At 66.2% G+C, this 19509-nt stretch carries 21 protein-coding genes; 16 read left to right on the top strand and 5 right to left on the bottom strand.

From position 1 onward, the window contains the following. Window positions 1-184: 184 nt before the first annotated feature. From K225_RS0105810 to K225_RS0105765, 10 genes are all read left to right on the top strand, one after another. A complete protein-coding gene (locus K225_RS0105810; protein ID WP_026435539.1) occupies window positions 185-1387 on the top strand; it encodes an HD-GYP domain-containing protein in 1203 nt (400 codons plus the stop codon). Between the two features lie 392 nt (window positions 1388-1779). Continuing rightward, entirely contained in the window at window positions 1780-2310 is a 531-nt protein-coding gene (locus tag K225_RS0105805) for a glutathione peroxidase (RefSeq protein WP_051248727.1), read from the top strand. 244 nt (window positions 2311-2554) lie between these two features. Beyond that, window positions 2555-3865, top strand: a complete 1311-nt coding sequence (locus K225_RS0105800) for an NAD(P)/FAD-dependent oxidoreductase (protein ID WP_026435537.1) — start codon at window positions 2555-2557, stop codon at window positions 3863-3865. Continuing rightward, window positions 3862-4653 carry a DUF1365 domain-containing protein gene (locus tag K225_RS0105795; RefSeq protein ID WP_026435536.1) on the top strand — a complete coding sequence of 264 codons (792 nt, stop codon included), beginning with the start codon at window positions 3862-3864 and terminating at the stop codon, window positions 4651-4653. The genes K225_RS0105800 and K225_RS0105795 overlap by 4 nt, the downstream gene beginning before the upstream one ends. 26 nt (window positions 4654-4679) lie before the next feature. Beyond that, window positions 4680-5915 carry a cyclopropane-fatty-acyl-phospholipid synthase family protein gene (locus K225_RS0105790; RefSeq protein WP_026435535.1) on the top strand — a complete coding sequence of 412 codons (1236 nt, stop codon included), beginning with the start codon at window positions 4680-4682 and terminating at the stop codon, window positions 5913-5915. A 50-nt stretch (window positions 5916-5965) separates the two neighbouring features. Next, the gene (locus K225_RS0105785; RefSeq protein ID WP_026435534.1) at window positions 5966-6499 is read left to right on the top strand and encodes a chalcone isomerase family protein; all 534 of its coding nucleotides are present in this window, start codon (window positions 5966-5968) and stop codon (window positions 6497-6499) included. Further along, window positions 6496-7770, top strand: coding sequence for an MFS transporter (locus K225_RS0105780; protein ID WP_026435533.1), 1275 nt, complete (start codon window positions 6496-6498; stop codon window positions 7768-7770). The genes K225_RS0105785 and K225_RS0105780 overlap by 4 nt, the downstream gene beginning before the upstream one ends. 20 nt (window positions 7771-7790) lie before the next feature. Beyond that, the gene (locus K225_RS0105775; RefSeq protein WP_026435532.1) at window positions 7791-8333 is read left to right on the top strand and encodes a DUF3833 domain-containing protein; all 543 of its coding nucleotides are present in this window, start codon (window positions 7791-7793) and stop codon (window positions 8331-8333) included. Beyond that, window positions 8330-9112, top strand: coding sequence for an SDR family oxidoreductase (locus K225_RS0105770; protein WP_026435531.1), 783 nt, complete (start codon window positions 8330-8332; stop codon window positions 9110-9112). Before K225_RS0105775 ends, K225_RS0105770 begins: the two co-directional genes overlap by 4 nt. A 6-nt stretch (window positions 9113-9118) precedes the next feature. After that, entirely contained in the window at window positions 9119-9574 is a 456-nt protein-coding gene (locus K225_RS0105765) for a nuclear transport factor 2 family protein (protein ID WP_026435530.1), read from the top strand. A 77-nt stretch (window positions 9575-9651) separates the two neighbouring features. Here K225_RS0105765 and K225_RS0105760 read toward each other — a convergent pair whose 3' ends face one another. Further along, window positions 9652-10266 (bottom strand): glutathione S-transferase family protein, encoded by a 615-nt coding sequence (locus tag K225_RS0105760; RefSeq protein ID WP_026435529.1) that lies wholly within the window; start codon window positions 10264-10266, stop codon window positions 9652-9654. 102 nt (window positions 10267-10368) lie between these two features. Here K225_RS0105760 and purB point away from each other — a divergent pair, with 102 nt between their 5' ends. Together purB and K225_RS0105750 are read left to right on the top strand one after the other, a co-directional pair. After that, complete coding sequence (purB, locus tag K225_RS0105755) at window positions 10369-11748, top strand: adenylosuccinate lyase (protein WP_026435528.1); 1380 nt, start codon at window positions 10369-10371, stop codon at window positions 11746-11748. A 78-nt stretch (window positions 11749-11826) separates the two neighbouring features. After that, complete coding sequence (locus K225_RS0105750; protein ID WP_026435527.1) at window positions 11827-12387, top strand: YaeQ family protein; 561 nt, start codon at window positions 11827-11829, stop codon at window positions 12385-12387. 87 nt (window positions 12388-12474) lie between these two features. On the opposite strand, the gene K225_RS0105745 is transcribed toward K225_RS0105750, so the two are convergent. Further along, window positions 12475-12780 (bottom strand): hypothetical protein, encoded by a 306-nt coding sequence (locus K225_RS0105745; RefSeq protein WP_026435526.1) that lies wholly within the window; start codon window positions 12778-12780, stop codon window positions 12475-12477. Between the two features lie 44 nt (window positions 12781-12824). Continuing rightward, window positions 12825-13253, bottom strand: a complete 429-nt coding sequence (locus K225_RS0105740; RefSeq protein WP_026435525.1) for a DUF3717 domain-containing protein — start codon at window positions 13251-13253, stop codon at window positions 12825-12827. 512 nt (window positions 13254-13765) lie between these two features. On the opposite strand from K225_RS0105740, the gene K225_RS0105735 reads away from it, so the two are divergent. The 3 genes from K225_RS0105735 to K225_RS0105725 all read left to right on the top strand — a co-directional run bounded on the left by K225_RS0105735 (window position 13766) and on the right by K225_RS0105725 (window position 15446). Further along, window positions 13766-14494 (top strand): TerC family protein, encoded by a 729-nt coding sequence (locus K225_RS0105735; RefSeq protein ID WP_026435524.1) that lies wholly within the window; start codon window positions 13766-13768, stop codon window positions 14492-14494. A gap of 98 nt (window positions 14495-14592) precedes the next feature. After that, entirely contained in the window at window positions 14593-15039 is a 447-nt protein-coding gene (locus tag K225_RS0105730) for a hypothetical protein (RefSeq protein ID WP_026435523.1), read from the top strand. 53 nt (window positions 15040-15092) lie between these two features. After that, entirely contained in the window at window positions 15093-15446 is a 354-nt protein-coding gene (locus tag K225_RS0105725) for a phage holin family protein (RefSeq protein WP_026435522.1), read from the top strand. On the opposite strand, the gene K225_RS0105720 is transcribed toward K225_RS0105725, so the two are convergent. After that, a complete protein-coding gene (locus tag K225_RS0105720) occupies window positions 15414-16955 on the bottom strand; it encodes a M48 family metalloprotease (RefSeq protein ID WP_051248737.1) in 1542 nt (513 codons plus the stop codon). The genes K225_RS0105725 and K225_RS0105720 overlap by 33 nt on opposite strands. A 101-nt stretch (window positions 16956-17056) precedes the next feature. On the opposite strand from K225_RS0105720, the gene moaC reads away from it, so the two are divergent. Further along, on the top strand, window positions 17057-17557 hold the full coding sequence (gene moaC, locus K225_RS0105715; protein WP_026435520.1) for a cyclic pyranopterin monophosphate synthase MoaC: 501 nt from the start codon (window positions 17057-17059) through the stop codon (window positions 17555-17557). 162 nt (window positions 17558-17719) lie between these two features. Here the strand turns inward: moaC and K225_RS0105710 are convergent, their stop codons facing one another. After that, a complete protein-coding gene (locus K225_RS0105710) occupies window positions 17720-19318 on the bottom strand; it encodes a PglL family O-oligosaccharyltransferase (RefSeq protein ID WP_162143880.1) in 1599 nt (532 codons plus the stop codon). Window positions 19319-19509: the final 191 nt, after the last annotated feature.

Below are 19509 nucleotides of genomic sequence, written 5' to 3'. Positions count from 1 at the left end.
CCCCGGTGCACTGGCGCATCCATTGCGCAGAGCGTCCACGAGCCGCCTCGCCGGTGACGGCATCCAGTCCGGGGTGGGGCAGAAAACCGGCTTCCCCCGCAGATGGGACCTTGGAGCGGCGTGCGGCGTTGCGCGTTCATAGTCCTTGCCAACGGGATGATTGTTAGATAATGTAACGAGAACCATGCGCCTTGTTGCCCTGAACATCGAGTCCATCCCGTTGGGTCAGCCCCTGCCTTTTGAGCTGCGTGGCGCGGATGGCGCTTTGCTGGCGCAAAAAGGCGATGCCATTCGCACCCGCGCCGAACTCGATTCGCTGGTGGCGCGCGGCCTGAAGCTCTGCGTGGACACGGACGAATCGGGCGACAGCCACCGTGCGTATCTCGCTCCGCTGCAAAAAATGCGGCGGTCCGGCACCTCCCTGGGGCAGATTGCCGCGCTGAAGATCCAGGCAGGTGCGCAGTCCGGCGGCGAACGCGGCGGCAAATATGTGCCCGATTGGCCGGAATGGCAGTTGCGCGCCACCCAGCTGCTGCGCGCGCCGCTGGCGGGTGATTTCGATGGGCGCTTTCAGTCCTTGCACAGTGAACTGGCCCGTCACTGCGAGCAAACGCCCGATGCCACGCTGTTGGCGCTGATCTATCTTTCGGCGCAGGAAACCCGCATGTACAGCGCCACCCACGCCATGCTGGTGTGCTGCGTGTGCATGGTGGTGGCGCGCGAAATGCTGCACTGGCCCGACGAGCGGGTGCGACAGCTGGGCAGCGCTGCGCTCACCATGAATATCGCCATGACTGAGCTGCAGGATCAGCTGGCCCAGCAGTCCCAGCCGCTCACCTCGCAGCAGATCGAGGCGGTGCAAGACCACTCCAGCCGCTCCGAGCAGTTGCTGCGCAGGCTGGGTGTTGCAGACCCTGCGTGGCTGGAAGCGGTGCTCTGCCATCACCAGCGCACGCCAGGCCCGCTGGCCAAAAGATCCGAGGCCCGGCAGATGGCGCGCCTGCTGCAGCGCGCCGACATCTTTGGCGCCCGGCTGGCCCCCCGCGTGGCGCGCTCTCCCATGCCGGTCACTGCCGCCCTGCAGGCCAGTTACTACGACGAAGCGCACCAGGTGGACGAGGCCGGCGCGGCGCTGGTAAAGACACTGGGCGTGTACCCGCCCGGGGCTTTTGTCCGGCTGGCCAACCAGGAAGTGGCGGTGGTGCTGCGGCGCGGCGCAACGGCCACGACGCCCCGTGTGGCCGTGGTGATGGACCGCGAAGGCATGCCCACGGGCGAGATGATTCCGCGTGATACCTCCCACGCCGCCTGGAAGATTGCCGGCGTGGTGGCCTGCCGGGACGTCAGGGCGCAATGGCCCCTGGCCCGTTTGCTGGCCCTGGTGTAGTGCAAGCCGCGCAGGTTGCGCGGTGGGCCCGAAGGCCGCCTCTTTTCCCTTGCCTCGCTGAAACTGCCCTGGACGCAAGGTCCCTGCCATCGGCGGCGGCGTTCCACGGCGCTCAGCCTGCAAGGCCGATCTCCGGCCATTGCGCCGCCCTTGGGGTGGCCTTGCGCTTTCACCGTGGTGAAAGGTGTCCCATACCCTGCGCCAGAACCGGTGGTGTCGGCCAATGCACGCAGTGGTATCTGTGAAAAATACTATTTGGTATAAATAAATACCAAGTGGTGTAAAATATGATGAGATGGTCAAATTCCAGGAGAGTCTCCATGAAATGCACCGAAAAACCCTTGTCTCGCTGCACGAGAATCCTTTGCACAGTGGGCCTGGCCGGGGCAGCGATGCTGTCGGGCGCGGTGGCGCACTCTGGCGAGGCGCAGGCCTGCCCGCCAACCCTGCAGCACACCTTTGACCGGCTGCAGGATGAAAAGCCGCAGTCGCTGTGCCAGTACAGCGGCAAGGTGGTGCTGATCGTCAACACCGCCAGCTATTGCGGGTTCACGGGGCAATACAAGGGGCTCGAAGAACTCTATGCCCGCTACAAGGACCAGGGGCTGGTGGTGCTCGGTTTCCCGTCCAACGATTTCTCCCAGGAAAGCGGCAGCAACCAGCAGATTGCCGAATTCTGCGAAAACACCTTCGGTGTGAAGTTTCCGATGTTCGCCAAGAGCAGCGTCAAGGGCCCGGAGGCATCGCCCTTGTTTCGCCAGCTGGCGCAGCTCTCGGGCGGTGCACCCCGCTGGAACTTTCACAAATACCTGCTCGGGCGCAACGGGCAGCTGGTGGACAGCTACTCCAGCCTGACGGCACCCGGCAGCAAGGGTCTGGTGCGCGCCATCGAACAGCAACTGGCCACGCCCGAACTCCGGTGATTTCCATGACTTCGTTACGCACGGCTGTTTTTTTTTACGCCACGGGCTGGAACTTTGGCGGTATAACTCCACTCAGTAGATTGCAAGAGCGCATTGGGCGCCTTACCAGTTTGACGTTGCGAAGCCTTTCGGGCCCCCGGGTTCCGACTGACCTCCTGGAGCGCTTCTCCTCCCTCCCTCTCTTATTCGTTTCGGGACGCTTCGCAACTTTTTTATTCCAGGCGCCGGCCAGAGGGGGCCGGCCATGAAAGTCGCCATCATCGGCTCCGGCATCTCCGGACTGTCCGTAGCGCACGAATTGCGCGGCCAGGCGGCCATCACCCTGTATGAGGCGGGTGACTACTTTGGTGGCCACACCCACACGGTGGACGTCATGCTGCCCGATGCGTCGGGTCGATCCGTCACGCATGGCGTGGACACCGGTTTTCTGGTTTTCAACGAGCGCACCTACCCCCATCTCATCCGTCTGCTGACCGAGCTGGGTGTCGAGACGGCAAAGTCCGACATGTCGTTTTCTGTGCAGGTGCCGGGCGCCCTGCGCCGTGGGCGCACGCTGGAGTGGAGCGGCACCAGCCTGAGCACCGTGTTTGCCCAGCGTTCCAACCTGGTCAACCCGCGCTTTCTGGGCATGCTGCGCGACCTGCTGCGCTTCAACCAACTGTGCACGCGCATTGCCGAGCAGCAGGCCGAGGCAGCGCTGATGCAGCCGCTGGGTGATTTCCTCCAGGAGCACCGCTTTGGTGAGGCGTTTCGCGACTGGTACTTCCTGCCCATGCTGGGTTGCATCTGGAGCTGCCCTACCGACCAGATGCTGAAGTTCCCCGTGGCCACCATGATCCGGTTCTGCCACAACCATGGCCTGATCCAGGTGAGCCACCGCCCGCAATGGTGGACGGTGTCCGGTGGCGCGCGCCACTACGTTGACAAGATCGTGGCAGGCATTGCCGACAAGCGCCTGAACACCCCCGTGCGCCGCATCGAGCGCGACGCGGCCGGTGTGCGCGTGGTGACGGCAGGCCACACAGAACACTTTGACAAGTTGGTGCTGGCCACGCACTCCGACCAGTCGCTCGCGCTGCTGGCCCAGCCCACCCTGCAAGAGCGTGCGGTGCTCGGTGCCATCCGCTACCAGGCCAACCGCGCCGTGCTGCACACCGACACCTCGGTGCTGCCCGCGCGCCGTGCCGCCTGGGCTGCGTGGAACTACGAGCGTGCCCGGCAGCGCAGCCGCGAGTCGGCCCGCGTGTGCCTGCACTACCTCATCAACCAGCTGCAGCCCGTGCCGTTTGCCCAGCCCGTGGTGGTGTCGCTGAACCCGGTGCGCGACATTGCGCCCGAACACGTGATCGGTAGCTACGAGTACGCCCACCCGGTGTTCGACCTGGCCGCCATCCGCGCGCAGCAGCAGGTGGGCCAACTGCAGGGGCAGCAGCACACCTGGTTCTGCGGCGCCTGGACGGGCTATGGCTTCCACGAGGATGGCCTCAAGTCCGGCCTGGCCGTGGCCGAGCAATTGCGGACGGCCCTGCCCACACCTCTGGCGGAGGCCGCGTGAGCCACGCCCCGGCCCCACCCGCAGCGCCCCTGATCGGCTTCGGCCAGGTGCGCCACACACGGCTGCGGCCGACGTGGCATGCGTTTGCCTACCCCACGTTTTTCCTGATGCTGCCCATGCGCAGCCTGACCAAAGTGCGGGGCGCACTGGCCGTGAACCGGGCGGGCGCCATCAGCTTTCATGACGTGGACCATGGCGACGGCCGCGGCGCCGCGCAGGGCGGTGCGCTCGCCTGGCTGGACGAGCTGCTGCGCACCGAAGGCATCACCGACGCTACGGGCGAGGCCTGGCTGCACTGCTACCCGCGCGTGCTGGGCTACACCTTCAAGCCCGTGAGCTTCTGGTACTGCCACCGTGCGGACGGCCGCCTGCGCGCCATCGTGGTCGAGGTGAATAACACCTTTGGCGAGCGCCACTGCTACCTGCTGGATGCGCCGCAATATGGCGTGGAGCAGCAGGCGCGCAAGGTGTTCCACGTGTCGCCGTTCTGCGAGGTGAGCGGCAGCTACCGCTTTCGCTTCATGCGCACCGAGGCCAGCGCACAGGACGCGGGCCGAACCGTGGTGCGCATCGACCACGACGACGACACCGGCCCGCTGATCCAGACCAGCGTGAGCGGCACCTTGCACGCCATCACCGCACAGACATTGCGCCGCGCGCTCTGGGGCTACCCCGCCATGACGCTGGCCATCATTGTCCGCATCCACTGGCACGCGCTGCGGCTGTGGCTCAAGCGCGTGCGCTTCCATCGCAAGCCCGAGGCGCCTGCCGCCGCCGTGACCCGTTGACCTCCCTGCACAACGAGACTGCCGCCATGAACTCCACCACCGCGCCCCGCACCGCCCCACGATCCGCACAGACGCTGCCTGCCGGCACGCCCGCTGCCGCGCGCACGGCGCTCAGGCTCCTGCAGCGGCTGCAGCATGGCCACCTCACGGTCCAGCTGCCAGACGGCACGCTGCAGCACTTCGGGCATGGCAACGGTCCGTCGGCCGCCATCACGTTCAAGAACTGGAAGGTGTGCAGCGCCGCGCTCAAGTCGGGCGACATCGGCTTTGCCGAGAGCTACATCGCGGGCGACTGGACCACGCCGCACCTCACCGACCTGCTCAAGCTCCTCATCGCCAACCGCCAGCAGGTCGAAGGCGTGATCTACGGCACCTGGGCGGGCCGCCTGCTGTACCGCATCAAGCACCTGCTCCACCGCAACACGCGCGCCAACAGCCAGAAGAACATCCACGCCCATTACGACCTGGGCAATGCGTTCTACGAACTGTGGCTGGACGACACGATGAACTATTCGTCCGCCTGGTTCGAGGGTGACGCGGGCGGCGACCTGCGCACCGCCCAGCACGCCAAGGTGCGCCGCGCGCTGCGCATGGCGGGCGTGCAGGCGGGTGACCGTGTGCTGGAAATCGGCTGCGGCTGGGGCGCGCTGGCCGAGATGGCGACCACCGAATTCGGCGCGTCCCTCACCGGCGTGACGCTGTCCACCGAACAACTCGCGTTTGCGCAGCAGCGCATGGCGCAGCATGATGTCGCAGACAAGGCCGACCTGCGCCTGCAGGACTACCGCGACATCCAGGACGGCCCGTACGACGCCATCTGCTCCATCGAGATGGTCGAGGCCGTGGGCCGCGAATACTGGCCCACCTATTTCGAGTCGGTAAACCGCCTGCTCAAGCCCGGCGGCAAGGCCTGCATCCAGAGCATCGTCATCGACGACAGCCTGTTTGCACGCTACATCAGCTCCACCGATTTCATCCAGCAGTACATCTTCCCCGGCGGCTGCCTGCCCTGCCCACGCGAGTTCCGCCGCGAGGCCGAGGCCGCGGGCCTGCGCGTGGCGGACGAGTTTACCTTTGGCCAGGACTACGCCGAAACCCTCAAGCGCTGGCGCGAGCGCTTTCTGGCGCAGCGCGCACAGATCCTGCAGCTGGGGTTCGATGAGCGCTTCCTGCACATCTGGGAGTTCTACCTGGCGTACTGCGAGGCGGCGTTTGCGATGGGCAACATCGACCTGGTGCAGTACACGCTGGCCAAGGACTGAGGGACGCCATGAAAAATATAGCTGCCACCGCAATATTCACTGGCGCATTGATGGGTTTGGGCCCTCACACCGCGCTGGCGCAGGTGGCAGAGGCCAGCGCAGCCGCTGCAGCCCCGTTGTCGGGTGCCCGGCTGGTGGGGCAGGGGGTGCTGCGCTTTCTGGGGTTTGAGATCTACCGGGCGCGGCTGTGGGTGCAGCCCGGCTTTGATGCCGACCACTACGCTGCCCACCCCCTGGCGCTGGAGCTGACCTACCACCGCGATTTTTCGGCCGAGGCCATCGCCAAGCGCTCCATCGAAGAGATGCGCCGCGTGGGCCGCTTCACGCCCCAGCAGGCCACGCGCTGGCAGCAGGCACTGGCCGCCGCCTTGCCGGATGTGAAGGCCGGCGACCGGCTGCTGGGCCTGTACCAGCCCGGCGCAGGCGCCGTGTTCAAGATGGGCGGGCGTGTGGTGGGCGAAGTGGCTGACGCCGAGTTTTCGCGCCTGTTCTTCGGCATCTGGCTGTCGCCCCAGACCTCCGAGCCCGGACTGCGGCAGGAGCTGATCGCGGCCACCCGCACCCCAAGCCAAGGCCCGCAATGACCACCGCCACGCCCATTCGCGCCGGCCAGGGCCTGGCCTATGGGCTGCTGGGCCTGCCGCTGGCATTCGTGGCGCTGCCGCTGTATGTGCTGCTGCCCAACCACTACGCGCGCGAGTTCGGCATGCCGCTGGCCACGCTGGGCGCGGTGCTGCTGGCGGCGCGCTTGTTCGATGCGGTGTCGGACCCGCTGCTGGGCCGCCTGTCCGACCACCTGTTCGGCCGCTCGGTGCGCGCCGTGCTGGCGGTGGGCGCGGTGTCGGCCATGGTGCTGGCGCTGGGGCTGATCAGCCTGTTCTTTCCGCAGGTAGCCGGGGCCGATGCGCTGATGGCCTGGGTGCTGGTGGCGCTGCTCATCACCTACACCGCCTACAGCCAGCTGGGCATCGCGCACCAGTCCTGGGGCGCACGCCTGGGTGGCGACGAGCTGCAGCGCGGCCGCATCGTGGCCTGGCGTGAAGGTGCCGCGCTGGTGGGCGTGGTGCTGGCCTCGGTGCTGCCCGCGCTGCTGGGGCTGCCGGTCATGCTGAGTGTGTTTGCCATCAGCCTGTTGCTGGGCTGGTGGGCCTGGACGCGGGCGCCGCGCCCGGTGATGGCGATGGATGTCGGCGTCTATCGCCCGCCGCAGCGCGCCAGCCTGTGGCGGCCCTGGGGGCGCCCTGCGTTCCGCCGCCTGCTGGCCGTGTTCATGCTCAACGGCATAGCCAGCGCCATCCCGGCCACGCTGGTGCTGTTCTTCATCCAGGACCGCCTGCAGGCCCCGCCCGCGCAGGAGCCGATGTTCCTGGCCGCTTATTTCGTCTGCGCAGCGCTGTCGATCCCGCTGTGGCTGCGCGCCGTGGCGCGCTGGGGCCTGGCGCGCACCTGGCTGGCGGGCATGCTGCTGGCGATTGCCGTGTTTGGGTGGACTGCGTTCCTGGGCGCAGGCGATGTGCTGCCGTTCCTGGCGGTCTGTGCGCTCTCGGGTGTGGCCCTGGGCACCGACCTGGCCCTGCCCAGCGCCCTGCTGGCCGGTGTGATCGCGGCCGAGGGCGACAGCGGCCAGCACGAGGGTGCGTACTTTGGCTGGTGGAACTTTGCCACCAAGCTCAACCTGGCGCTGGCCGCCGGCCTGGCGCTGCCGCTGCTGGGCTGGTGGGGCTACACCCCGGGCACACGCAGCGACGAGGGATTGCAGACTCTGGGCATGGCCTACGCCGTGCTGCCCAGTGTGCTCAAGCTGTTGGCTGCGGGTGCGCTGCTTGCCCTGGTCCTGCGGCCATCCCGAACCTGATCCGACTCCAGGTGAATTCCATGATGCAACGACGCCTCCTCCTCTCCGCCGCAGTGGCTGCGCCCGTGGTGCTGTCCGGCTGCGCCAGCCAGCGCATTGACGGCTACGCCAGCGAAAAACCGGTGCTCGACCTGGCCCGGTATTTCAACGGCAAGATCGACGCCCACGGCATCTTCCAGGACCGCAGCGGCCAGATCGTGAAGCGCTTCGCCGTGGTCATGGACTGCGCCTGGGCGGGCAACGAGGGCGTGCTCGACGAAGCCTTCACCTATTCCGACGGCACCACGCAGCGCCGCATCTGGCGCCTGACCCAGCACGCCGACGGCCGCTATACCGGCACCGCCGACGATGTGGTGGGCACGGCCCACGGCCAGACGCGCGGCAACGCCTTCCGCTGGAACTACACCCTGGCCCTGCCCGTGGATGGCAAGGTCTACCACGTCGATCTGGACGACTGGATGTACCTCATCGACGACCGCGTGATGCTCAACCGCGCGACCATGCGCAAGTTCGGTGTGCGCCTGGGCGAGATCACCCTGTCCTTTACCAAGCGCGCACCATGAAGCTCAACCCACCCTTGCGCGACTGGCAGGGCCGCCGGGCCTGGCTCATCGGGGCCAGCAGTGGCATTGGCCGGGCCACGGCGGCGGCGCTGCATGCGCGCGGCGCGCAGGTCATCGTCTCGGCCCGGAGCAGCGATGCGCTGAACGCCTTTGCCCGGCAGCACCCCGGCAGCACGGCGCTGGCCTTTGACACGGCCGAGCCGGCCCAGGTGCAGGCCGCCGCCGCGCAGGTGCTGGCGGGCGGTGCGCCCGACCTGGTGTGCTACTGCGCGGGCTACTACCGTGACATGCGCGCCACCGACTTCGACCTGGCCGTGATGCTGCGCCACGAGCAGATCAACTACAACGGCGCACTGCATGTGCTGGCCGCCGTGCTGCCCGCCATGCTCACCGCAGCCCAGGCCGGGCACCCGGGGCATGTGAGCCTCATCAGCAGCGTGGCGGGGTTCCGGGGCCTGCCCAAGAGCCTGGCCTACGGGCCCACCAAGGCTGCGCTCATCCACCTTGCCGAGGCGCTGTACCTGGACCTGCATGACCTGGGCATGGGCGTGAGCGTGATCAATCCCGGCTTCGTGGCCACGCAGCTCACGGTGCGCAACGACTTCACCATGCCCGCGCTGATCTCGCCCGAGGCGGCGGCGGCGGCCATCTTGCGGGGCTGGGAGCGTGGGCATTTCGACATCCACTTTCCCAAGCGCTTCACGCGGGTGATGAAACTGCTGCGCGTGCTGCCGTACCGGTGGTACTTTCCGGCAGTCCGCAAGTTCACAGGCCTTTGAATTTTCATGCAGCCACCAGAAATCACCGCGTCCACCGAGCAGGCCGTCACCCGCGTGGCGGCGTTTTTCGAGCAGCTTTCACTGGCCGATATCGCCGCCATCGGCCAGCTCTACGCCCCCGATGCGCGCTTCAAGGACCCGTTCAACGAGGTGCAGGGCGTGCCCGCTATTCAAGCCATCTTTGCCCATATGTTCGAGGCGCTGGAGCAGCCCCGTTTCGTGGTCACGGGCCGCGTGGTGCAGGGGCAGCAGTGTTTTCTGACCTGGGATTTCTTGTTCGCATTCAAGAACTTCCACCGGGGTGTGCCCCAGACCGTACGCGGCGCCTCGCACCTGGTGCTGAACGATCAGGGCCTGGTGGCGCTGCACCGCGACTACTGGGATGCCGCCGAAGAGCTGTATGCAAAGTTGCCCGTTGTCGGAGGGCTGATGCGCTGGCTGCAGCGGCGCGCGGCCCAATAGCGGTCCCTGTCTGTCTCAGAAACAAAGATGCCGGCAAGAGCCGGCATCTTTTTTGGGACACCAAGCTCCGTGAACGGTCAGAACGGCCGGGTGTCCGCAAAGCTCGGGCGCAGCATCAGCTTGTCGAGCAGCTTGCCCAGGTTGGGGTACTCGCTGCGCCAGTCGATCTGGGGGAAGCGGAACTCCAGCCAGCCCAGGGCGCAGCCCACAGCGATGTCCGACAGGCTCAGGTGGATGCCGCTGCAAAACGGCTTGTCGCCCAGGCCCTGGCTCATGGACTTGAGGCAGTCGTTCACCTTGTGCAGCTGGCGGTCGATCCAGGCCTGGCTGCGTTCACCGTCCTGGCGGCCCGCCCAGGTGGCCTCCAGCCGCGCGAGGATGGCCGCGTCCACCAGGCCGTCGGCCAGTGCCTCCCAGGTCTTGACCTCGGCGCGTTCGCGTCCCTGCGCGGGGATGAGCTTGCCCACGGGCGAGAGCGTGTCGAGGTATTCCACGATCACGCGCGAGTCGAACACCGCCTCGCCGCCCTCCATCACCAGGCAGGGCACCTTGCCCAGCGGGTTGGATTTGGCAATGGCGGTGTCATCGGCCCAGACGTTTTCCTGCACGAACTGGTAGTCGAGCTTTTTTTCTGCCATCACGATGCGCACCTTGCGGACGTAAGGACTGGCGTTGGCTCCGATCAGTTTCATGTTTCTTCCGTTGCGCGGGGTTGTCTGTTCCATACGCTGGCGATTCTATCGGCAGCGGCCCGCGGGGCGCTGACCGGGTGCGCACGCCTACAATCTCGCGCCATGAGCCTGTCCACCATTACCGCCCTGTCGCCGCTTGACGGCCGTTATGCCAGCAAACTTGCCGCCCTGCGGCCCATCATGAGTGAACACGGCTACATGCAACGCCGTGTTCAGGTGGAAGTGGCCTGGTTCATCGCGCTGTCCGATGCCGGATTTGCCGAGTTCAAGCCGCTGACCACCGGTGCCCGCGCCTACCTGCTGGGCCTGGTCAAGAATTTCTCCGAGGCCGATTCGGCCGCCATCAAGGAGATCGAGAAAACTACCAACCACGACGTGAAGGCCGTCGAATACTGGATCAAATCGAAATTCGAAGCCCGTCCCGAGCTGGAAAAGGCCTCGGAATTCGTGCATTTCGCCTGCACCAGCGAAGACATCAACAACACCAGCCACGCGCTGCAGCTGCGCGCGGGCCGCGACCAGGTGGTGCTGCCGGGCCTGGACCGCATCATCCTCAAGCTGCGCGAGATGGCCCACGCCTTTGCCGACGTGCCCATGCTCAGCCGCACCCATGGCCAGACAGCCAGCCCCACTACGGTGGGCAAGGAAATGGCCAACGTGCTCATGCGCCTGCAGGCCGCCAGCGAGCGCATTGCGGCCATCAAGATCCTGGGCAAGATGAACGGCGCCGTGGGCAACTACAACGCCCACCTCTCGGCCTGGCCCGATTTCGACTGGGAAGCCTTCAGCAAGAACGTCATCGAGACGCCCGAGCCGCTGGGCCTGGGCCTTACCTTCCAGCCCTATTCCATCCAGATCGAGCCGCACGACTACATGGCCGAGCTGTTCGACGCCGTGGCGCGCGCCAACACCATTTTGGTGGACCTCTCGCGCGACATCTGGGGCTATGTGAGCCTGGGCTACTTCAAGCAGCGCCTGAAGGCCGGCGAGATTGGCTCGTCCACCATGCCGCACAAGGTCAACCCCATCGACTTCGAGAACGCCGAAGGCAACCTGGGCCTGGCGAATGCGCTCCTTCGGCATCTGTCCGAAAAGCTGCCCATCAGCCGCTGGCAGCGCGACCTGACCGACAGCACCGTGCTGCGCAACATGGGCGTGGCCCTGGGCTATGCCGCGCTGGCCTATGCCTCGCTGCTCACGGGCCTGAACAAGCTGGAGCTGAACGAAGAAGCCCTGGCCGAAGACCTGGACGCCGCCTGGGAAGTGCTGGCCGAGCCCATCCAGACCGTGATGCGCCGCTATGGCGTGCAGGGCGCCTACGAAAAGCTCAAGGAAGTGACCCGCGGCAAGACCGTGACGGCCGAGGCGCTGCACGCGCTGATCAACGGGCTGGAGATTCCGCAGGCCGACAAGGCCCGCCTGCTGGCCATGACGCCCGGCAGCTACACCGGCAAGGCCGCCGAACTGGCGCGGCGCGTCTGACCACTGGTTTTTAGCCGTTTTGGCCTCTGGCGTTTGTGTATCAAGCGCCAGCAGCTATCTATTTCATAGTGAGGCTGCATGGCCATCAAATCCACCATCTTCAAGGCGAATCTTGCGATCGCCGACATCGACCACGGCTACTACGCCGACCATGCCCTCACGCTGGCCCGCCACCCCAGCGAAACCGACGAGCGCATGATGGTGCGGCTGGCGGCGCTGGCCATTGCGGCGCACCAGCTCAATGACCTGTGCAACGGCGACGCCACCCTGGCCTTTGGCGCGGGCCTGTCCGATCCGGACGACCCCGATGCCTCGCTGACCGACTTCACCGGCCGCAAGCGCGTGTGGATCGAGGTGGGCCAGCCCGAGGACAAGCCGCTCACCAAGGCCTGCAGCAAGGCCGATTCGGTGATCGTGTACTGCTTCCACCATGCCGCCGAGATCTGGTGGAAGGGCATCGAGTCCAAGCTCTCGCGGCTCGAAAAGCTGCAGGTGTGGCGCATTCCCACCGAGGCCTCGCAGGCGCTGGCGCAACTGGCCGAGCGCAGCATGCAGCTGCAGGCCACGGTGCAGGAGGGGGCCATCACCCTCAGCAGCACGCAGGGCAGCGTGCATGTGGAGCCGGTGCGCTGGAAATAGCCATTGGGTTGATCCACGGCCCCGCAGCCTGTGAAACTGGCGCGGCCCACATCAGCGGGAAGCGGCAAAGCCGCTCAGGGGGGCTCCCTATCCCCGCGGCATCAGCGCGCCGCACTGCCAGCACTGCTCGAAACCACCTTCCACCGTCTCGCCACAGCGGCAGCGCCAGTGGCGCTGGGGCAAGTCCTGCAGCTCCTGCAGCAAGGCCCGGGCGCGGGTGGCGTGTTCGTCGCAGTCGAGCCAGATCTCGGGCAGGCACTGGTCGGGTGGCAGGTGCCCGGCTGCGGCCCCCAGGTATTGCCGCTGCACCGATGCCGTCATGCCCGCCTCGCACAGCAGGTCGGCCCACAGCGTGGCAATGGCGATGTTCGGGGCCTGGGTGAGACGCAGCATGGCGCCACCATAGCGCTTTGCGGCCGGGGCGTACAGGGGCGCGGTCAGGGCGGCGCGGTACCGCCGGCCCCCTCGGCCGCGCGTTCGGCGTAGCGGTTGAAGCGCCACGCGGTGTGCTCCAGCGTGATGCGGCGCCACACGGCGCGTTTTTCGGCGGGGCCCATGGCCGGCCAGAACTGCACTTCGTCAAAGCTGCGCCCGCAGCCCTTGCACCAGTCGTCGCCCTGGCTGGTGGAGCAGATGGCAATGCACGGCGTGTCGGGCGTGGTGTCGTACCAGGCCAGCCAGGCGGCCCTCGCTGCGGCCGGCAGGCTCTGCTCGTCGGCTTCGCTCTCGTGGCGGAACACCATGCGCGCATACACCTCGCCGAGCGCGCTGATCTCGGGCGCCAGCGCCGCGCCAGCGCTGGCGGGGGCGCGCTCGCGCCAGTGGTTGATGGCGGCTTCGATGTCGGTGATGTGGATGGCGGCCATGGTGGCGGTTGTTGCAGCAGGGACGGGAGGGCAACAGGGCGTGGATCATAGCCGCGCGGTGGTTGCTCCGCGCGGTGAGATCCTGTTTTGATAGCTTTAAATCCTTGTCTGCAATGAGCTACAGGCCTTTTTCTCTTGAATGAATGCCCTTGGCGCTGCAGCGGAATCTTGCATGCCCGGTGCGGGCTGTGTTCCAATCGCCGCTTCGAAGGGGAGTAGCTCCCGACATGTGCTTCGGCCGTGCCACCTGTTGGCCACCGGACGCATGGCATCGGAACCGTCGTCAATACGAAGCATCGCTTCCGGCGGTCCGGGTTCAGCGCACGCCAGAGCGCTGAACCGAGCAAGACCTTTGATGGGCCCGCTGTGGGCTGATCAAGGCCGTCCCTTCGCATGCTCTGCCCCGCGCGGCAGGCCTCTGATCCGCCCCCGCAGGCCCCCTATCCCAGGGACCGGCTCGGCGCTACAGTGGCTGCCAGGTCGTCCTTTCGCCCATTGATATTGAGGAATTTATGGACTTTCTGGCATCGCCCGAATTCTGGCTCGCACTCGGCCAGATCATCATCATCGACATCCTGCTGGGTGGCGACAACGCAGTGGTCATTGCGCTGGCCTGCCGCAAACTGCCACCCGCCCAGCGCACCAAGGGCATCATCTGGGGCACGGCGGGTGCCATCGTGCTGCGCGTGGTCCTGATTGCGTTTGCCATGACGCTGCTGGCGCTGCCGTTCCTCAAGTTCGTGGGTGCGCTGCTGCTGGTGTGGATTGGCGTCAAGCTGCTGGCCCCCGATGAAGACGGCCATGGCGACATCCAGACCAGCGACAAGCTGCTGGCCGCCATCAAGACCATCATCGTGGCCGACCTGGTGATGAGCGTGGACAACGTGATCGCCATTGCCGGCGCCGCGCAGAACGCGGGTGAGCACCAGCTCCTGCTGGTGGTGCTGGGCTTGCTGATCTCGATCCCCATCATCGTCTGGGGCAGCCAGCTGGTCATCAAGCTCATGGAGCGTTTCCCCTTCATCATCACGCTCGGCGGCATGCTGCTGGGCTGGATCGCGGGCGGCATGCTGGTGACCGACCCGGTCTTCGCCAACCCCGACAAATGGCAGTGGATGCTGAAGATCGCGCAAACCGACACCATCCGCTACGCAGCCAGCGTGGCCGGCGCACTGCTGGTGCTGGCGGCTGGCAAGGTGATCCTGGCGCGCCGCACCGCTGCTGCGCCTGCCGAGGGCTGATGGCGTATCTGCACGTGCCAGCGTGCGCGCTGGCAACCGGCTGACGCAAAGGGGGCTGCATGCCCCCTTTGTCATGGGCCCCATTTTTCGGAGGTGGTATGGACAAAGTCATTGTGTACGTGGACGACGCCGCCCAGGCGCAGCAGATCCTGGCGCCCTTGCTCGCAACGGAGGCCGCTGTCGCCACGCATTGGGTGCTGGTGGCCTGCGCACCGCGCATGACGCACCGCATCAGCAAATGGGTGAGCCATCGCACCCGCGAGAACTGGCGCGACAAATGGGCCGAGAAGCTGTTCGCGCAATTGCTGCCTTTGCTGCCGTCGGGTGGCAGCCGCGTGACCACGGTGCTGGCCAAAGGTCCCTTGCCGGAGCTGGCCGCGCAATTGCAGGCCGAACTGGGCGCCGCCCGCGTGGTGGATGCCCGCCGGCCCAGGCACGATGCCGCCGCCGGACCAGCTCCTGCGCCGGCCCGCCTGTCGTTCCCGGGCACCTTGCCCAGCCTGCTGACCGGATTGGGCGCCCTGCTGGCGCTGGACCTGGCGTAATCCTGCGCGCACAGGGCCGTCTGCCAAGGCAGGCACGGTGCTATCCTGCGCGCATGAAACTCCTCCTCAAATGGCTGCTCAGCGCTGCAGCGCTGCTGCTGGTGGCCTACCTCTACAGCGGCGTGCAGGTGCAAAGCTACACGTCGGCGCTGATTGCTGCCTTCGTCATCGGCCTGTTCAACGCCGTGCTGCGCCCCGTGCTGGTGGTGCTGACGCTGCCGGTGACCCTGGTCACCGTGGGCCTGTTTCTGTTCGTGATCAACGCCCTCATGTTCTGGGCTGCCGCCGGCGTGCTGGACGGCTTTCACGTCAACGGCTTTGGCGCCGCCCTGCTGGGCTCACTGATCTATTCGGCCCTGGGCCTGCTGATCGAATCAGCGCTCGGCGGCCTGTTCCTTCAGAAGTGACTCCATCGCACGCAGGCGCGTGTCGATGATGGACGCCTCGATGTAGTCGGCGGCGCTGCGGCTCTTGCGCGCCAGGTCCTGCCCGGCCTTGAAGCGGTCCACCGCGGCGGCATAGTCGTAGCGGGCTGCGTGCGATTCGGCCTCGGCACGCACGGCGCGCAGCGGCTGCCCCTGCGCCTGCCAGGCGCTCGCCAGCAACTGCCACACCGTGGCATCGTGCGGGTGGGTGGTCACCCAGGTCTGCAGGGCGCCCGTCACCTCGGCGGGGCGTCCCAGGCGCATCAGGGCCTGGGTGCGCAGCACCAGCTCCGGCCGGCCCGTTTCTGCTGGCAACCGCTGCAGCGCCGCTTCGGGCAGGCCCGCCGCCAACGCGATCTCGGCCGCCAGCCGCTGCGATTGCCGCTGGGCGGCAGCATCGCCACGCACCATTTCGTCCAGCCGCGCCTGGGCCGTGCGCGCGGCCGCAAAATCGCGCAATTGGTTGCTGGCCAGGGCCGCGGTGTACAGCGCTGCGGCGCGGCGCGGCGCGGGTTGGCTGGCAAAGCCGCTGTTGTGCGGCTCGGTGATCCACAGCCGCAGCGCATCCACGCCGGGGTTGGCCAGCACGCGGGCCCGGGCCGCCACCAGGGCGTGCTCCAGGCCAGGCTGCGGTGACGGCGTCGCGCCACCGGGTGGCAGGCGCGAGTGCATGTCGGCCATGCGCTGGGTGGTCAGCGGGTGGCTGCGCAGATAAGGCCACGAGCCGTTGTCGTTGAGGCGGTTGGCTTGCTGCAGCTTGTCGAACATGCTCACGAAACCCTGGGGCGCAAAGCCCGAAGGCTCCATCAGCCCGTAGCCGATGCGGTCGGCCTCGCGTTCCATGTCGCGCGAAAAATTGAGCTGGTTCTGCATGGCCACCGCCTGGCCTCCCACCATCATGGCCTGGGCGGCCCCCGGGTTCTTGCTGGCGGCCAGTGCGGCCAGCACCATCGCCCCCAGCAGCAAGGGCGTCTGCTTGCTTTGCTGCGCCATCAGGCGCGCGATATGCCGTTGCGTGACATGGCTCAACTCGTGTGCCAGCACCGAGGCCAGCTCATCGCGCGTGGCCACCACGCCGATCAATCCCAGGTGCACGCCCAGGTAGCCGCCGGGCAGCGCAAAGGCGTTTACCGTGCGGTCGCGCCCCAGCAGCACCTCCCAGGCAAAGCGCTCATCGAGCTCGGGGGAGAGCTCGCCGCGCGCGCGCGCCGCCGCCAGCAGCGCCTGCCACAGCCCCTGCACATATTCCACCAGCACCGGGTCATCGATGTAGTCGGGGTCGCGGTACAGCTCGCGGATGATGCGGTCGCCCAGGCGGCGCTCCTCGCCCGTGGTGAGCGCGCTGCCGTCGCCCAGCGTGGGCAGGCCGGGCTGGGCCTTGGCGGGTAACGGCGCCAAGGTGGCAAGTGCTATCAACAAAGAAGCTGTTAGCGCATTTTTAACAAGGGCTTGAGGCAGTTTTGACCATTCTCTCGACCCAACGGAGTCCATGGCCACCAAGGGGCCCGAGGGGGTGCGCTTGCGATTCCACATGAACGTATGATGCCCCGTCCTCGCAAAGTTTCCCACCCACTTCATTCGGTTACCCCGCCATGTCCGCACTCACCCACTTTGATGCCCAGGGCCAGGCCCACATGGTTGACGTGGCCACCAAGGCCGCCACGCACCGTATCGCAATCGCCAGCGGCCGCATCGAAATGCTGCCCGCCACCCTGGCCCTCATCGAGGCCGGCAACGCCAAAAAGGGCGACGTGCTCGGCATTGCCCGCATCGCCGGCATCATGGCCGCCAAGAAAACCAGCGACCTCATCCCCCTGTGCCACCCGCTGGCACTCACCCGCGTTGCGCTTGAATTCGAGGCTGCCAGCGTACGTCAACCGGATGCTACCGGCATATTCTGCTCAGCCACCGTGGAAACCGTAGGCCCCACCGGCGTAGAGATGGAAGCCCTCACCGCCGTGCAGGTGGCCCTGCTCACCATCTACGACATGTGCAAGGCCGTGGACCGGGGCATGTCCATCCACGATGTGCGCGTGGTGGAAAAGCATGGGGGGAAGTCGGGGAGTTTTGTGGCGGGGGCGGCGGCAGGTTGACGTGGACGGGGTGCCGGGGTGGCGATCCTGCTTATCGCGGCCAAGGCTGGCGGCGCCGACTCATCAGGATAAGTTCCTGAAATTGGAGTCGGACACCGATGGTTCTGCTGTCCTGATAGCCGTCAACGCTTTCGGCAAGCGCCAAATGCACAAAAACAATCCTCAATTCGGTTTTGCCCCCAATTTTTCCGCCGCAAACGGAGGCAACTGTAGATAACGCACTTGAAGCTCCGCCCAGCCCTCACGGGCCTCTGTGCATCGGGGGGGCTCGTGAATGCGGCAAAGGCGTGCCAGCGTTTGTTGTGCAACCTCGGGCTGACCATTGAGGCCCGCTGCCAGTGCATAGCGAAACATGACTGGCGGATAGCCAAAACGCTCGGACACCTTGCGCATCCAGTCCACCTGTTCTGGCGCCATCCCTGGGGTGGCCTCCGTGCGGGCAAATTGCAAAAATGCGCCCAGTTGCGTGAGCAGGCGCAACTCGGGCGCAGGTGTCACGATGCCCTCCGCTCCGATGCGGGCCGATTCCATGCGCAGGGTGCGGTAGTTTTCCTCGGCCTTCAGGTAGTCGGTGGTCACACCCACGAACACGGCGCCCAGCAGGGCCGTGAACGACAGTGCCACCCAGCGAGGTACCCGAAATGACGCAAAACCTAGCGGCGACACGCCATCGATGGCGCCCATCGCCAGCCCGACCGGGATCAGAAAGTATGCGTACTCCAGCGGGAACTCAAGCATCCCATGCAGGAACACACCTCCCACAGCCGCCAGCAGCCACACTACCCGTGCATCACGGCAGGCGCGAATGTGGGCAATGAACCACCAGGCCAATGCAGCAACTATCAGGCCACCGATCGGCACACCATTCCACAGCAACAGATCCAGCACCAGGTTGTGGCTGTGCTCGAACATGGCCCCAACGCTGGGGTGGTCCAGCGCCACACGCTGCTGCGCGGCACCCACCTGCTGCCAGCCGTAGCCCCACATTGGCTCGCGCCCAATGGCATCGAGCATGGACCGCCAGAAAGGCAGCCGCGCACCGGCTTGCATCTGGTCGTCTATCGAACGCCCGGTGGACAGCAGCAGCGCATCGCCGACCGCTGGCCACAGCAGCACACCTGCGGCAAACGCCGCGCCCAGCAGCAGCAGCTGCCCGCGAGTGATGCGCAGACACGCGCGCGCCCGCATCGCCAAGCCCCAACCGAGCAGCAGTCCGATTTGTAGCCAGCCGGTGCGCGACTGCGTCATCACCATGCCTAGCAACAGAAATCCGGCCCCCAGCCAAAATGCAGCGCCACTCACCTTTTGGTGCTGGTGCAGCCACAACAGGCCGCACAGGCCTAAAAAGCTCAATGTGCACAAGTGGTTGGGCTGCGCCACGTTGCCGAAGGGTCGCCCGCCGGGCGGGAGTTCTGCGCCATAGATACCCAGGTTGAGCGCACCCGTCCACTGCACCAATCCAATACCGATCGACAGCAGCGCGGCGAAGAACCAGGCCACGGTCAGTGCGTTTACACCGTCGCTGCGGCCGGCCGGTGTGGCCAGCAAACCACCCGCCACCACTGCCGCCAGCCACAACCCTATATAAAAGGCCGCCATCAATGCATCGCCGGAAAAAAGCAGCTTCCCGGTGACAAGTTGTATCCCCAGCACGGCGCTGCACAAGGCGGCAATGCCCGAAAGCAACCATGAAATGCGGCGGCCAGCGACGGCACCGGCCACCACAGCGGGCAAGAGCGCCAGCAGACCGGCGATTGCCAATGCGTCGCCCCAGGCGGAAGACCAGGGCGCATAGTGGTTAGGCACCAGCCAAGCGCACGCCATGAGCATTAAAGGTAGAAAAACCTTCATGTCAAGTTTGTTAACTTCATATCCATCAGATTGTGCGAGGAAAGAATCAGATTTCAATTAATTTTCTCTCTGAATGTCAAATTGAAAGGTTCTTCACCTAC

Origin of the sequence: Acidovorax sp. JHL-9, assembly GCF_000426205.1 — a bacterium.
GTDB lineage: Bacteria > Pseudomonadota > Gammaproteobacteria > Burkholderiales > Burkholderiaceae_C > Acidovorax > Acidovorax soli.
The sequence above is the reverse complement of the archived record's forward strand: the minus strand, read 5'-3'. Positions and strand labels throughout refer to the sequence as shown.